This is a genomic window from Acidobacteriota bacterium, from assembly GCA_020845575.1.
Taxonomy (GTDB): Bacteria; Acidobacteriota; Vicinamibacteria; order Vicinamibacterales; family Vicinamibacteraceae; genus Luteitalea.
This window is the reverse complement of record JADLFL010000040.1, coordinates 147,798-160,926: the sequence shown is the minus strand read 5'-3', so window position 1 is coordinate 160,926 and position 13,129 is coordinate 147,798. Positions and strand designations below refer to the sequence as shown.

15 protein-coding genes are annotated in these 13,129 nt (G+C 69.7%); 5 read left to right on the top strand and 10 right to left on the bottom strand.

What is annotated here, in order from left to right; genetic code table 11:
• Nucleotides 1–10: 10 nt before the first annotated feature.
• From IT182_11850 to IT182_11835, 4 genes are read right to left on the bottom strand one after another with little or no spacing between them, the layout of a single operon-like run.
• On the bottom strand, nucleotides 11–304 hold the full coding sequence (locus IT182_11850) for an ATP synthase subunit I (protein ID MCC6164031.1): 294 nt from the start codon (nucleotides 302–304) through the stop codon (nucleotides 11–13).
• Nucleotides 297–632, bottom strand: coding sequence for an AtpZ/AtpI family protein (locus IT182_11845; GenBank protein MCC6164030.1), 336 nt, complete (start codon nucleotides 630–632; stop codon nucleotides 297–299). The genes IT182_11850 and IT182_11845 overlap by 8 nt, the downstream gene beginning before the upstream one ends.
• Nucleotides 625–1,014 carry a F0F1 ATP synthase subunit epsilon gene (locus tag IT182_11840; GenBank protein ID MCC6164029.1) on the bottom strand — a complete coding sequence of 130 codons (390 nt, stop codon included), beginning with the start codon at nucleotides 1,012–1,014 and terminating at the stop codon, nucleotides 625–627. Before IT182_11840 ends, IT182_11845 begins: the two co-directional genes overlap by 8 nt.
• Nucleotides 1,014–2,423 (bottom strand): F0F1 ATP synthase subunit beta, encoded by a 1,410-nt coding sequence (locus IT182_11835; protein ID MCC6164028.1) that lies wholly within the window; start codon nucleotides 2,421–2,423, stop codon nucleotides 1,014–1,016. The genes IT182_11840 and IT182_11835 overlap by 1 nt, the downstream gene beginning before the upstream one ends.
• A gap of 126 nt (nucleotides 2,424–2,549) precedes the next feature.
• Here IT182_11835 and IT182_11830 point away from each other — a divergent pair, with 126 nt between their 5' ends.
• Nucleotides 2,550–2,690: a hypothetical protein gene (locus IT182_11830; GenBank protein MCC6164027.1), complete on the top strand. Its 141-nt coding sequence runs from the start codon at nucleotides 2,550–2,552 to the stop codon at nucleotides 2,688–2,690.
• Between the two features lie 19 nt (nucleotides 2,691–2,709).
• On the top strand, nucleotides 2,710–5,424 hold the full coding sequence (locus tag IT182_11825) for a serine/threonine protein kinase (GenBank protein ID MCC6164026.1): 2,715 nt from the start codon (nucleotides 2,710–2,712) through the stop codon (nucleotides 5,422–5,424).
• A gap of 45 nt (nucleotides 5,425–5,469) precedes the next feature.
• On the opposite strand, the gene IT182_11820 is transcribed toward IT182_11825, so the two are convergent.
• From IT182_11820 to IT182_11805, 4 genes are all read right to left on the bottom strand, one after another.
• Nucleotides 5,470–5,685: a hypothetical protein gene (locus IT182_11820; GenBank protein MCC6164025.1), complete on the bottom strand. Its 216-nt coding sequence runs from the start codon at nucleotides 5,683–5,685 to the stop codon at nucleotides 5,470–5,472.
• Between the two features lie 244 nt (nucleotides 5,686–5,929).
• Nucleotides 5,930–7,378: a molybdopterin-synthase adenylyltransferase MoeB gene (gene moeB / locus IT182_11815; protein ID MCC6164024.1), complete on the bottom strand. Its 1,449-nt coding sequence runs from the start codon at nucleotides 7,376–7,378 to the stop codon at nucleotides 5,930–5,932.
• A 102-nt stretch (nucleotides 7,379–7,480) separates the two neighbouring features.
• Nucleotides 7,481–8,221: an SIMPL domain-containing protein gene (locus IT182_11810; protein ID MCC6164023.1), complete on the bottom strand. Its 741-nt coding sequence runs from the start codon at nucleotides 8,219–8,221 to the stop codon at nucleotides 7,481–7,483.
• Nucleotides 8,222–8,450: 229 nt separating this feature from the next.
• A complete protein-coding gene (locus IT182_11805) occupies nucleotides 8,451–8,882 on the bottom strand; it encodes a hypothetical protein (protein MCC6164022.1) in 432 nt (143 codons plus the stop codon).
• Between the two features lie 75 nt (nucleotides 8,883–8,957).
• Between IT182_11805 and IT182_11800 the strand changes: the two genes are divergently transcribed.
• Complete coding sequence (locus IT182_11800) at nucleotides 8,958–10,103, top strand: glycosyltransferase family 4 protein (protein ID MCC6164021.1); 1,146 nt, start codon at nucleotides 8,958–8,960, stop codon at nucleotides 10,101–10,103.
• 2 nt (nucleotides 10,104–10,105) lie between these two features.
• Nucleotides 10,106–10,780, top strand: a complete 675-nt coding sequence (locus IT182_11795) for a metal-dependent transcriptional regulator (protein MCC6164020.1) — start codon at nucleotides 10,106–10,108, stop codon at nucleotides 10,778–10,780.
• On the opposite strand, the gene IT182_11790 is transcribed toward IT182_11795, so the two are convergent.
• Entirely contained in the window at nucleotides 10,781–11,446 is a 666-nt protein-coding gene (locus tag IT182_11790; GenBank protein ID MCC6164019.1) for an HAD-IA family hydrolase, read from the bottom strand.
• Between IT182_11790 and IT182_11785 the strand changes: the two genes are divergently transcribed.
• Nucleotides 11,432–12,124 carry a 7-cyano-7-deazaguanine synthase gene (locus IT182_11785; protein ID MCC6164018.1) on the top strand — a complete coding sequence of 231 codons (693 nt, stop codon included), beginning with the start codon at nucleotides 11,432–11,434 and terminating at the stop codon, nucleotides 12,122–12,124. The two genes, IT182_11790 and IT182_11785, sit on opposite strands and share 15 nt — an antisense overlap.
• 92 nt (nucleotides 12,125–12,216) lie before the next feature.
• Here IT182_11785 and IT182_11780 read toward each other — a convergent pair whose 3' ends face one another.
• Nucleotides 12,217–13,119, bottom strand: a complete 903-nt coding sequence (locus tag IT182_11780) for a DUF4097 family beta strand repeat protein (protein ID MCC6164017.1) — start codon at nucleotides 13,117–13,119, stop codon at nucleotides 12,217–12,219.
• Between the last annotated feature and the right edge of the window lie 10 nt (nucleotides 13,120–13,129).

The window sequence follows — 13,129 nt, the reverse complement described above, 5'->3', positions numbered from 1 at the left end:
CTTGCGTGCATCATCTCGTCGACGCCGAATACCCACCGCTGCGCACCGACCGGACGACCACCGTACGGACAGCGAGAAACGAGGCGAGCGCCGCCAGCAGACGCGGCGCATCGCCGGCGGCAACGGCGAACAGCGCAAGCGCGGCGATCGGCGCCCGCAGTAGATAGCTCACAGCAACGAGGCGCGCCGGATGCCGCGTGCGCGCGACGCGCGCGACCGTCCACCACAGGCTCGTGAGATACAGCACTGCCACCGCGGCCCCGCCGCCGATCGCGAGGCTCCACGGGCCGAGTTCCTCAGTCATCCTCGTCCTCCCGGGGCACGCTGCCGTCTGCGTCCCGAATCGCGCGCTGCTCGCTCGTCACCCAGCGCCACGCATTCCAGCATCCGATGAGCAGGCCTGCCGTGATCAGCATCAGCGTCCACGAGAAACGGCTCGGCCACCTGTCGTCCACCCACACGCCCAGCGCAATCCCCGCGAGCGTCGGGATGACGATGGACCAGCCGACCACGCCATAGGCGCCCAGGCCGGCCCACGTCGGGCCCGCCCGCCCGCGTGCGCGCAACCGGCGCGCTGCCTTGCGGCCGATCTCGCGGCTGAGACTCCGTCCGTGGTCCCTCTCCTCAGACACGAGTGCGCTCCTCGAGCGCCATGAAGCGCTGGATGAAGTCCACTTCGAGCCTGGCCATCGCGCCGCGTGCCACCCGTTCGCGCTCGTCGGTGGCGCGGAAGTCCTGCTCGACCGTCCGGCGCAGCTCACCGAGTCCGGAGCCAACCACCGCCCGTTCGGTCGCGATCGTCACGTCGGCACCGCGCTTGATCAGCAGGCCGCCGTCCACCGCCGCGAAGCGCTCCTCGTCGTCCAGCCAGGCGAGGAGGCCTGGCACGAGCACGGTGACGACGTCCGCGTGCCGCGGCAGCAGCGTGAAATGGCCGTGCTGGCCCTCGGCACTGACCTTGCGCACCGGGGCATCGACCACCACGTTGGTCGGCAGCAGGACCTTCAGGTGCATCATCCGGCCACCACCTCGCCCACCGCGCCGATCATGTACAGCGTCCGCTCCGGACGGTCCGAGAACTCGTCGGCAAGGATCCGCTCGCAGCCGTCGAGCGTGTCCTGCAGGCTCACGGTCCGCCCCGCCACTCCAGTGAAGTGCTCGGTGGTGTGAAACGGCTGCGTCAGGAACCGTTCGAGCCGGCGCGCGCGCTGCACCGTCCGTCGATCGGCGCGCGACAGTTCCTCGAGCCCGAGCATCGCGATGATGTCCTTCAGCTCCTCGTAGGTGGCGAGCGTGCGCCGCACGGCTTGCGCGACCCGGTAGTGCCGGTCGCCGACGATGGAAGGCGTCAGCATCTTCGACGTCGAGAGCAGCGGGTTCACCGCCGGGTACAGTCCTTCGCTGGCGCGCCGGCGCGACAGGACGATGGAGGCCGAGAGGTGCGCGAAAGTGTGCACGGCGGCCGGATCGGTGAAGTCGTCGGCCGGGACGTACACGGCCTGGATCGACGTGATGGCGCCGTTCTCGGTGTTGCTGATTCGCTCTTCGAGTTCGGCCAGTTCGCTCGCGAGCGTCGGCTGGTATCCGACGCGCGACGGAATGCGTCCCAGCAGTCCCGAAACCTCCGACCCCGCCTGGATGAAGCGAAAGATGTTGTCGATGAGCAGCAGCACGTCCTGGTGCTGGACGTCACGGAAGTGCTCGGCGATCGTCAACGCGGCGTGTCCGACGCGGAAGCGGGAGCCCGAGGGCTCGTTCATCTGGCTGAAGACCATCACGGTGTTGGCCAGCACACCGGCCTCGCGCATCTCCCGATAGAGCTCCTCGGCCTCGCGACAGCGCTCGCCGATGCCGCAGAAAAGGCTGACGCCCCGGTGCTGTCGCGCCATGTTGTGAATCAACTCGGCGATGAGGACCGTCTTGCCGACGCCGGCGCCGCCGAACAGCCCGGCCTTGCCGCCCCGCTCCAGCGGCGACAGCAGGTCGATGGCCTTGATGCCGGTGACGAGCGTCTCGGATGTCGTCGCCTGCCGGGTGAGCGGCACCGGCCGCTGGTAGATCGAGCGTCGCGGCAGCGTGGACAGCGCGGGGCCACCATCGATGACGTCACCGAAGACGTTCAACATGCGACCGAGAAGCGCGGCGCCGACGGGCATGTCGAGCGTGTGGCCTGCCTCCCTGACCGCTTCGCCGCGGGTCAGGCCTCGCGTGGGCGTCAGGGCAATGGCGCGCGCCGTGTGCGCATCGACGTGACTCACCACCTCGAGCACGACCTCGCCGTCGCCGCCGGCCTCGAGTCGATGGTTGACCGCGGGCACACCAGCCGGGCAGTGCACATCGACGACGCTTCCCCGGACCGCGACGATCCACCCCGTGCCCCGGTCAGTTCGCACGTCATCCACGCGGTCGGTGCCGTGGTGCATTCGGGGCGGCGGCTGAGACAGTCCCATTTTCCTGGTGTCACTGTATCGGACATCAGGGCCTTCGTGTCGACCCGCAGGCCTCCGCGCCCGCCGGGCATCCCTCACCAGCGCCGCGATCAGGGTCGCTTGCGCACGATGCTGTGGTGCCGCGTGATGCCGTCGCCGCCGCGTCTCGCGGGGCACGTGGGCTCGATCGCGGAGGACGCGACGAGCTTCGCGCTCCGCCGGCAGGGTCGCGACCGTGCGGCGATTGCCGATATCCTGTGACGCGGCGTCGCAGGTCACCATGGATCCCAGTCAGTGGCAGCGCGTGAAGGACGTGTTCGCCGGTGCGCTGGATCAGGCGCCGGGGTCGCGAGGCGGGTGGCTCGACGCGGCATGCGCCGGCGACGACGCGTTGCGCAGCGAGGTGGCGTCGTTGCTGGCCGCCGCCGATGACGAGGAACGCGATCCCGTCCTCGCCCCCAACACGGTGAATCTCGCCGACGCGCTGGGCGGCGCGCGCGAGACGGCCCCTGCGGTCGGACGTCTGTTCGGCAGTTACCGCATCGTGTCGGAGATCGGCCGTGGCGGGATGGGCACCGTGTTCCTCGCCGAGCGTGCCGACGGCGCGTTCGAACACCGCGTCGCGCTGAAGCTGATTCGCCAGACCTTGTTGGACTCCGAGCTGGAACGCCGCGTTCGACGCGAGCGACAGATCCTCGCCTCGTTGAACCATCCCAACATCGCACGGCTGCTCGACGGAGGCGTGACACCGTACGGCGAGCCGTTCCTGGTGATGGAGTACGTAGACGGGGTGCCGCTGCCCGTGCACGCCGACCGGGCGCGGCTGGACGTTCACGCCCGCCTGCGCCTGTTCCGTGACGTCTGCGCCGCGGTCGCCTACGCCCATCGGCAGCTCGTCGTCCACCGCGACCTGAAGCCGTCGAACATTCTCGTGACGGCAGACGGCGCACCGAAGCTGCTCGATTTCGGACTCGCGAAGATCGTCGACACGTCGGCGGAAGGGGACGGCACCGGCCACACGCGGACGACGCGCGGGGCCGGCGAGCAGACGATGACGGGCGTGCGCGCGTTCACACTCGCTTACGCGTCACCCGAGCAGGTGCGCGGCGGCCCGATCACGACCGCCACCGACGTCTACTCCCTGGGCGTCGTGCTCTACGAGCTGCTCACGGGCACGCGTCCGCTCGAACTCGACAGCGGCAACATCGACGAGGCGGTGCAGACGCTCGACGAGGTGATGCCGCCGCCGCCGAGCCGCGTGGTGGGGCGTGCGGAGGAGCCCGCCTCGCGCGCGACGGCGCCACTCCTCGCCGGCGACATCGACACCATCGTCCTGATGGCGTTGCGCAAGGAACCCGAGCGGCGGTACTCCTCGGTCGAGGCGTTCGCCGACGACGTACGGCGCCATCTCGAGGGGCGCCCCATCACCGCGAGGCCACAGACGATTCGCTACCGCGCGTCGCGGTTCGTGCGCCGCAACAGGGTGGCGGTGTCTGCGGCGATGCTGGTGGCCCTCGCGCTCGTGACCGGCGCCGGCATGGCGATGTGGCAGGCGCAGGTCGCACGTGCCGAACGCGATCGCGCCACCAGACGCTTCGACGACGTCCGCGCGCTGTCGCGCTCGCTGCTGTTCGAGATCGGTCCGCTGGTCGAACGCCTGCACGGCGCCACCGAGGCCCGCGAAGTGATGCTGCAGCGGGCACTCGAGCACCTCGATCGCCTCGCACTCGAGGCGGGCGGGGATCCGCGGCTCCAGGCGGAGATCGCGGCGGGCTACGAGAAGATGGGCGATCTGCAGGGCAATCCGAGCAACCCGAACCTCGTCGAGATCGGCAAGGCGATCGCGAGCTACGAGAAGGCTCGCGCGATTCGGGACGCGCTGCTCGCCGCCTCGCCCGGCGACGCGACGCTACGGCGCGGCCTGGCCGAGAACGCCCGCATCCTCGGGAACATCCGCGCGCAAGCCAACGACTACGAGGGTGCGGGGCGCGATCTGGACCTGGCGCTGCGCGAGTACGACGCGCTCGCAACGGCGACGCCTGGCGACGTCGCGCTGACGGTGGCGCTCGCGCAGGTCCAGCACGATCTTGGCCGCAACCTGTCGACGAGCAGCCGCTATGCGGGTGCCTTCCCCTACTTCCGCAGGGCGATTGCGCTGGTCGAGCCCCTGCGCGCCGGCCCGGATCGCGAGCGCGATGTCGCGCGGTTGCTCGGCGATTCGCACGCGCAACTCGGCCTGGCGCTCGCCTGGGAAGATCGTCTGCCCGAGGCCGAGCGCGAGATGGCGGCGGCCGCCGCCATCTACGAGCCGCTGGTCGCCGCGCACCCCGACGATCTGCCGCTGCGCAGCGGGCTGTGGTCGACGTACTGGCTGACGAGCAGCGTCTACGAGGATGCCGACGACGAGACGTCGCACGCGTTTGCGGCGCGCGCGCTCGACGTGATCCGGCCCGTGGCCGAGCGCGATCCGGCGAACATGCGCGCGCAGCAGCAGCTCGCGCGCTCGTATTCGCGGTTGGGACAGGCGGCGGTGAACCTGCACAGGCCGGCCGAGGCCGTCGGGTACCTCGAAGCGGCGCGACGCATCCTGCGCGACATCACCGACGCGGAATCGCGCAACGGCCGTCTTCGGGGCGAACTCGCGCTCGCGAACATGCGCCTGGCCGAGGCGCTCGCCGCTCGGGATGATCGCGGGGCGGCGCTGGCGCGCGCGGGCGAGGCGACCGGCCTGTATTCGCAGCTCGTGATCGAGTTCCCGCAAGACCGCCGCGCCAGTCGGAACCTGTCGCTCGCGTTCCAGCTTCGCGGCCAATTGCACGCGCGAGCGGCGGCCGCCACCACCGGCGCCGCACGCGAGCGCGAACGCGCCGCCGCGAAGGGCGCCTACCTCGAGGCCCTCCGCCTCCTCGAGTCGCTGCGCGAGCGACAACTGCTCGCCGACGCGGACGTGAAACTGCTCGACGACGTGCGTGCAGCCGCCGCGCGATTCGAGTGACAGGCCCTTCAGGGCGGCGTCCTCCGCCCTGCTCAGTACCTGGACTTACTGCCGGTCGGGACGGTCGCTTGCCTCAGCCGGAGTATCGACGACGATGTCCTCCGGCTGTACCCACACCACCTTGCCGTCCCTCCACGTGGCCATCGGATTGCCGATCGCCTTGTGGAAGCGTCTGGCATCCCTGGCGGCCTCGCGAAGTGCCTGGTCGATGGCCGTTCCCTCGTCGAACAATTCCGTGACGGTCGACTCCGTACTACTCATTGGTCGTATCCCTCTGAAGCTGCCCGCCAGGCCTGCGGCAGGCGGACGCGTGTCGCCACGCCCGTCCCACCGGTAGCGACCAGTTGCGGCCACTTGCCGGCTCCATTTGGCCCACCAAGGACGACGACGGATGGAGGGGTAGAGGCCACGAGTCAGTCCACCCTGAACACCTTCATCACCTCGTCCCCGAGGTGATTGAATTCTAGCCCAGCACTCTCGACACGGACGTCGAGCACCCTTCCCATCAGTACTTCGATTTCTGCGGCTCGATTCGATCGACCCAGGCGAGGATGCCGCCCGTGACGTTGTAAGCCCTGTCGAAGCCCTTCTCGCGCAGCAGCGCGACGGCTTTCGCGCTGCGGCCGCCCATCTTGCAGTGGACGAGCATGTCGCGCGAGCGATCGAGCTCGTCGAGCCGGTTGGGCAGGTCGCCGAGCGGGATCACCGTCGTGCCGTCGATGCGGACGATGTCCACTTCGTGCGGCTCGCGCACGTCGAGCACGACGATGTCGTCGCCGCGATCGAGACGCTGCTTGAGCTCCTCGACGGTGACGGCGGGGATCTCCTGCGGGGCGGCGGCGGGTGCGGCACCGGCGGCGGGCTTGAGGCCGCAGAACTGCTCGTAGTCGATGAGCGCCTTGACCGTCGGGTTGTCGCCGCACACGGGGCACTCGGGATCGCGGCGCAGCTTCAGCTCGCGGAACTTCATGCGGAGCGCGTCGTAGATGAGGAACCTGCCGACGAGCGGCTCGCCCGCGCCGAGAATCAGCTTGATCGCCTCGGTGGCCTGAATCATCCCGACCATGCCCGGCAGCACGCCGAGCACGCCGCCTTCAGCGCAGCTCGGGACGAGCCCCGGCGGCGGCGGTTCGGGATAAAGGCAGCGATAGCACGGGCCGCCCTTGGTGGCGAACACCGACGCCTGTCCTTCGAACCGGAAGATGCTGCCGTACGCGTTCGGCTTGCCGATCAGCACGCACGCGTCGTTCACGAGATAGCGCGTCGGGAAGTTGTCGGTGCCGTCGATGATGATGTCGTACGGCCTGAACAGGTCGAGCGCGTTCTGCGATGACAGCGCCGTTTCGTACAGGTCGACCTGCACGTGCGGGTTGATCGCCCTGATCGCGTCGTGCGCCGAGTCGAGCTTGCGGCGGCCGACGTCGGAGGTGCCGTGCGCCACCTGTCGCTGCAGGTTGCTCAGGTCCACCACGTCGAAGTCGACGATGCCGATGCGGCCGATGCCGGCAGCGGCGAGATACAGGAGGACGGGCGAGCCGAGTCCGCCTGCGCCCACGCACAGCACGCTCGCGGCCTTCAGCTTCTTCTGCCCCTCGACCCCGACTTCCGGAAGGATCAGGTGACGGCTGTAGCGCGCCACTTCCTCCTGTTCGAGCGCGGGCAGTTCCGCCGTCGCTGCACTGCCGCCGGCCACCGACGGGATGATGCTGATGGTGTCCTGCTCGCCGAGCGGCGTCTGCTCCTTCTGGAGATACCGGATGTCCTCGTCGTTCACGTAGATGTTGACGAAGTGCCGGAGCTTCCCCTGCTCGTTGTAGAGGTGCTTCTGCAGGTCCGGATACGCGGCAGTCAGCTGCGCGAGCGCGTCACCGACGGTGGCACCGCCGACCTGCACCGTGTCCAGCTTGTCGGTGTATTGGCGAAGGGGCGTGGGGATGTGAACGGTATGCGACACGGAAACTCCTTGCACGGGCGTCCGCGGCGCAACGCCCCGGATCGACCATCCGGTCGATCATAGCGAACCCCCGGCAGGACTCGGGCCGGCTCGTGTCATACGTCAGCGCATGACAGCGTGGACCGTGACCGACACGCGGACTTCGATGTCGCCGGCGGTGACGGGCGTTGTCGGGGCGTCGGCGCTGACGGCTTCGGCCATGCGCATCATCACGGGCGGAGGCGGCATCGGGCTGCTGCCCGTCTCGTCGAGGCGAATCACGCGGTCGACGTCACGCCCCACGCCCCTGGCCATCGCTCGCGCACGGTCGAGCGCGCTGGCCGATGCCAGCGCGAGCGCCTCGCGCTGCGCTCCCGCCATGTCCTTCAGCGTGAAGCGCACGCCCGTCACGCGCGTTGCCCCCGCCGCCACGACCGCGTCCACCACCTCCCCCACCTTCGTCACATCGTCCAGTCGGACTTCGATCATGTTGGTGGCGACGTAGCCGCGCAGCGTCTGCCTGCCGTTGGCCCAGTCGAACTGTGGCTGCATGCTCACGCTGAGCGTGCGGATGGCGTCGGCGGGCAGTGCGAAGGCCTGGAGACGCGTACGGATGGCCTCGGCCACGGTGGCGTTCTGCGCCTGCGCCTCACGCGGCTGACGCGAGCGCGCTTCGGAGGCGACCGTGACGAACGCCTGATCCGCCGCGCGCGTCACGCGGCCCTCGCCCGACGCGATCGCGATGTCGCCAACGGTACGTACGGCGGCCTGGTCGGGAGCGTACGGTGACTGATCGGCACTCGCCGGAGAAGCAACGGACGCGAGGCAGGTGATGGCGTAAAGCGAGGGGATCAGATGACGCACGAGTGAACCTCCAGGCGCCCGGGACGCCGGCGCGCAGTCATTGTGACGCCGACGGCGCCGCGGAAGTCGACGCGTGGCCGGGCGGGTCGGCCTTCCGCACCACGGGGATGAGGGTCCCTCGGCAGCCTCGACCGCTTGTGAATCGTCTGCCGCGCCGCCGAACAGGTGACGCGCTGCTGCCGTCACACGGCCTGATGCTGTGTGCGGCCAGGGAGCCGGACCGCGCGTCCTATCGCTCGATGAAGGGCTCGATGACGTCGAGCAGCACGGCCAGCACGCGCTCGCCGTCGAGCGAGGCGATGGCGTCGCCCTCTGCCAGCGCGCGCTCGTCCTCGATCTGCCGGCGGCCGCGCACGAACGCGCTGCGCACGACGACTGCCGGCTGCGCGCCGCCCAGTTCCAGTACGACCTCGATCATGTTGTCGCTGGAGCGATCCGAGATGAGCCTGACGGCCGACGCTGGCGTCTGCACGGAGAACCCGAAGCCCTCGGCCTTCAGCGCCTGCGCGAGCTGACGCACGGTCGGCGCGATCTCGCGCTCCAGCACCGCGTCGAACGCACCGCGCGCGGCGTCGATCGCCGTCCGGCGCAGGGTCTGCGCCTTGCGGAGCTCGGCGAGCCGATGGGTGAGCTGCCTGCGGACCTCAGCCGTCTCGAGCATAGCCGAGAAGAATAGCAGCACCGGGCACCGCCAGGCCGCCGGGCATCGGGCCGCCGTGAGAGACTGACGCCGCTCATGCGCATCGTCCATGTCGTGACGCATCTCCGCCTCGGGGCCGGCCGCGCCATCGTCGATCTGTGTACGGAGCAGGCGAAACGTGGACACACCGTGCTCGTGGCGCTCTCGACCGATGCCGAAGGCCCCTGGGCGTCCGATCCGGCGCAGGTCGCGGAACTGGAGCGGAGAGGCATCGTCACGCAGGTCGTCGGAGATACATTCCATCGCGACACGGCGGGCCTCGGACGCGCGGCCGACGGCCTGCGCGCGTTGGTGGGAGCCTGGTCGCCGGGCGACGTCGCGCACGCGCATACCGCCGTGGCTGGCGCCGTGGCGCACTGGTCCGGCGCGCCAGCCATCGTCGTGACATGCCACGGCTGGAACCTCGAACGACCGGCGGCCTACGACCTCCAGGACGCGCTCGCGATGTCCACGGCGAAGGCCGTGATCTCGCCGTCGACCGACTGGGCCCAACGCGTGGCCGCGCTTCCCGGTGTCCCACACGTGTACGTGATTCCTAACGGCTTCGATCTCTCGCGCTACCCCGCCCGCACGGCCGCGCGCGCCGGTTCGCGCGACACCCGCATCATCTGCGTCGGCGAGATCACGATGCGCAAGGGGCAGGATCTCCTCGTGGCCGCGATGCCGCTCGTGTGGGAGCAGTGTCCCGGTGCGACGCTGGATCTGGCCGGCGACGGCGACATGGCGGCTGAACTTCGCGCGCTCGCGAGCCGCACCGATCCCACCGGCCAGCGCATCCGCCTCCTCGGGCACGTCGCGCGCCCGTGGGACATCCTCCTCTCCGCCGACGTGTTCTGCCTTCCGTCCCGATCCGACAACCAGCCCGTGGCGATCGTCGAGGCGATGCTGGCGGGCCTTCCCATCGTGTCGACGCGCGTGGGTGGGATCCCCGAGATGATCGAGAAGGCGAACGCCGGTGAGGTAGTGGATCTCGACTCACCGGACGCACAGACGGAAGCGTCCGTCGACACGCTGGCAGCAGCGCTTGTGCGAGCCATCACGCGGGACGACAGGGTCGAGATGGGTGCCGCCGTCGAAGCCGCCGCACGTCGCGAGTACGGCGTCGAGACGATGGTCGATCGGCTCGAGGCGATCCATGCCGACGCCTGTCGCACCTCGCCGCAGGTACCATATGACGGTTGATGCTGCCGTCCAGCACCGTCGAGAATTACCTCAAGGCCATCCACGCCGCGCAGCGTGCGATCGCGGCTGACGCGCTCGTGCCCATGGGCCAGCTCGCCGCCGCGCTCGACGTGGTGCCCGGCACGGCCACCACGATGGTGAAGGCCCTCGCCGAGTCCGGACTCGTGCGCTACGAGCCGTACGCGGGCGTGCGCCTGACACCCGCCGGCGACAGGCTCGCGGGACTCGTCCTGCGGCGGCATCGCCTCATCGAGTTGTTCCTCGTCGAGGTCATGGGCATGAGCTGGGCCGAGGTCCACGACGAGGCCGAACACCTGGAGCATGCCGTCTCCGATCGGCTGATCGGCAGGATGGACGAGATGCTCGGCTTCCCGTCCGTCGACCCGCACGGCGACCCCATCCCGAATGCCGACGGCGGCGTCCACGAGCGCAGCTACCACTCGCTCGCCGACTGCCCGCTCGGCGTGCCGGTGCGCGTGGCGCGCATCGCCGATCAGAACGCGGATTTCCTCCGCTTCCTGGAACAGAGTGCCCTGGTACCCGGCCAGGTGCTCGTGGTGCTGTCGCGAGACACGGCTGCCGACAGCGTGGCCGTGCAGGGGACCGACGCGCCACAGCTGGTGATCGGCGCGCGCGCGGCGTCGAAGGTGCTCGTCGACACGACGCCCGCGCGGTGATCAGCGCTGATGCGCCGACATCAGCGGGAGCAGGCTGTCGATCGCATCGATGGACCAGCGGGCCCGCGCGCGGTGCTCGGCGTCGACGGCGGCGAAACCGAACCCGTAAGTGACCAGACACGCGTCGACACCGGCGGCCACGGCGGTCGCCACGTCCACCCACGAGTCGCCGACCATCAGGGTCTCTTCCACAGTCGCGCCGGCGCGATCGATCAGCGCGCGCAGGGCGTCGGGCGCGGGCTTCCTGCCGTACGACGAATCGCCACCGATAGCCGCATGGACGAACGGCGCGACGCCCAACGATGCCAGGATGGCGTCGGTCGGCCGCTGCGGCTTGTTGGTGAGCACCGACACGTGGGCTCCGGCGTGGAGCCGGCGCAACGTCTCGGCCACGCCGTCGTAGAGGTGCGTGGTGGCCGTGAGCCGCGCGTCATAGGCGTCGATGAACCGGGCGAGCGCCTCGTCGACGTCGGCGTCGACGCGCGCCGCGGCCAGCGCACGCGTCACAAGCATGCGGGCGCCCTCGCCCACCATCGCCACGACGGCCTGCGACGGGAGGGGCGGTGCATCATAGGTGGCGAGCATCGCGTTGGCGGCATCCACGAGATCCTGACGCGAGTCGATCAACGTGCCATCGAGGTCGAAGACGAAGTGCCTGTAGAACACCCCACCACCTTACACGCCGATCGCGTGGCCGTGTTGTGTTCCGGCGGCCTCGACAGCATCGTCCTTGCCGCGGATCTCACGGCGCACGCCCGCGTACAGCCGATCTACGTGGCGTCCGGCCTCGCCTGGGAGGCTGGCGAACGGGCGATGCTCGCACGCGCGCTCGCGGCGTTTCCCGCGGCGGCGCAGCTCGATCCGCTCCACCTGATCGACGCATCCGTGCGCGACGTGTACGCCCCCGGGCACTGGTCGATCGCTGGGACGCCGCCGGCCTGGGAGACGCCCGACGAGGACGTGTACCTCGTGGGACGGAACATCGTGCTGCTCGGCAAGACCGCCGTCTTCTGCGCGATCAACGGCATCTCCCGCATCGCGCTGGCGCCACTCGGTGGCAACCCATTTCCCGATGCGACGCCTGCGTTCTATGACGCCATGGCAACGGCGCTGTCGATCGGTCTCGCGCACCGCATCGCGATCGAAACGCCGTACCGCGAATGGACGAAGGCCGACGTGATCCGTCGGGGTCAGGTGGTCGGCGCGCCGATGGCGCTCACGCTGTCGTGCATGAATCCGGTCGGCGACCTGCACTGCGGCGCGTGCAGCAAATGCCGCGAGCGCCACGACGCCTTCGTCGAAGCGATTGGATCAGATCCGACGGAGTACGTAGCCAGGGGTTGAAACCCCTGGCCTCCATCTGCATCAGGCTGTTCCATCCCGCATCGGATGGAGCGAACGGGCTTCAGCCCGTTCGTCAGTGCCAGGACGGCCGACTATGGCGTGCGTTTGAGGCTGATGGTGCCGTCGGAGGTGCGGACGCGCAGGGTGGCCTGACCGTCGCCCAGCACTGCCTGGAGGCGTCGGCGACGCTCGCCATCGCGGGCAACCGAAAGCTCCGGGAATCCAGCCAGGGCGATGCGGCCATCGCCCGTTTCGAGATCGAGCCGCGCGTCGACGGGATCCGGCAGCGTGAGCACCACGCCTCCGTCGCCCGTCTCGATGTGCCAGTCCTCGTCGACGATGGTGCCTGACGCCGCGCGGATGGTGACGCTGCCATCACCGCTGCGGGCTTCGATACCGCCCTGCAACCGGCCCGCCACGAGCACGCTGCCATCGCGCGTGCTCACGCGGCACCGGCCGTCGACATCCTCGACCTGTACGCTCCCGTCGCCGGTATGGGCCACGACGTCGCCGCCCACCTCGCGCATCACGATGCGCCCATCGTCCGTGCGTGCCTCGATGGTGCCGCGCACGCGCACCACGCGCACCGAGCCGTCGCCGCTGTTGACACGCAGGCGGCTCTCCGCCGGCACCGTCGCGATCAGCCGCGCCGACCGGCTCACCGCGTGCTTCGAGAATCGCCAGCCATCCGTGTCCTTCAGCGTGACGTGGACCACGGCGCCGGACTTGTCGCCGCGACTGTCGATGTCGATGGTATCGAGCAGGTCGCGAGACGAGGCCCGCGACTCGATCTCCACGAGCACTTCGGCCTTGCTCCACGACCGCACTTCGATGGCCCCGTCGAAGGTCGACAGATCGACCGTCGGCACACCCTCGACGGCCACGCGCACCTGGTCGCGCGACGTGAAGCCTCCCGAATCGACATGGACGATGCAGCCGGCCAGCATGAGGGGCAGTCCGGCCAGGGCCAGCGGGGTGATGCGCGGGCGTCGCATGGCTGTCAGA

Bases quoted from the DNA above. Each gene is read 5' to 3' on its own strand.
- IT182_11850 (MCC6164031.1), bottom strand. From the start codon at position 304: ATGACTGAGGAACTCGGCCCGTGGAGCCTCGCGATCGGCGGCGGGGCC.
- IT182_11840 (MCC6164029.1), bottom strand. From the start codon at position 1,014: ATGCACCTGAAGGTCCTGCTGCCGACCAACGTGGTGGTCGATGCCCCG.
- IT182_11835 (MCC6164028.1), bottom strand. From the start codon at position 2,423: ATGCACCACGGCACCGACCGCGTGGATGACGTGCGAACTGACCGGGGC.
- IT182_11825 (MCC6164026.1), top strand. From the start codon at position 2,710: ATGGATCCCAGTCAGTGGCAGCGCGTGAAGGACGTGTTCGCCGGTGCG.
- IT182_11820 (MCC6164025.1), bottom strand. From the start codon at position 5,685: ATGAGTAGTACGGAGTCGACCGTCACGGAATTGTTCGACGAGGGAACG.
- IT182_11805 (MCC6164022.1), bottom strand. From the start codon at position 8,882: ATGCTCGAGACGGCTGAGGTCCGCAGGCAGCTCACCCATCGGCTCGCC.
- IT182_11800 (MCC6164021.1), top strand. From the start codon at position 8,958: ATGCGCATCGTCCATGTCGTGACGCATCTCCGCCTCGGGGCCGGCCGC.
- IT182_11780 (MCC6164017.1), bottom strand. From the start codon at position 13,119: ATGCGACGCCCGCGCATCACCCCGCTGGCCCTGGCCGGACTGCCCCTC.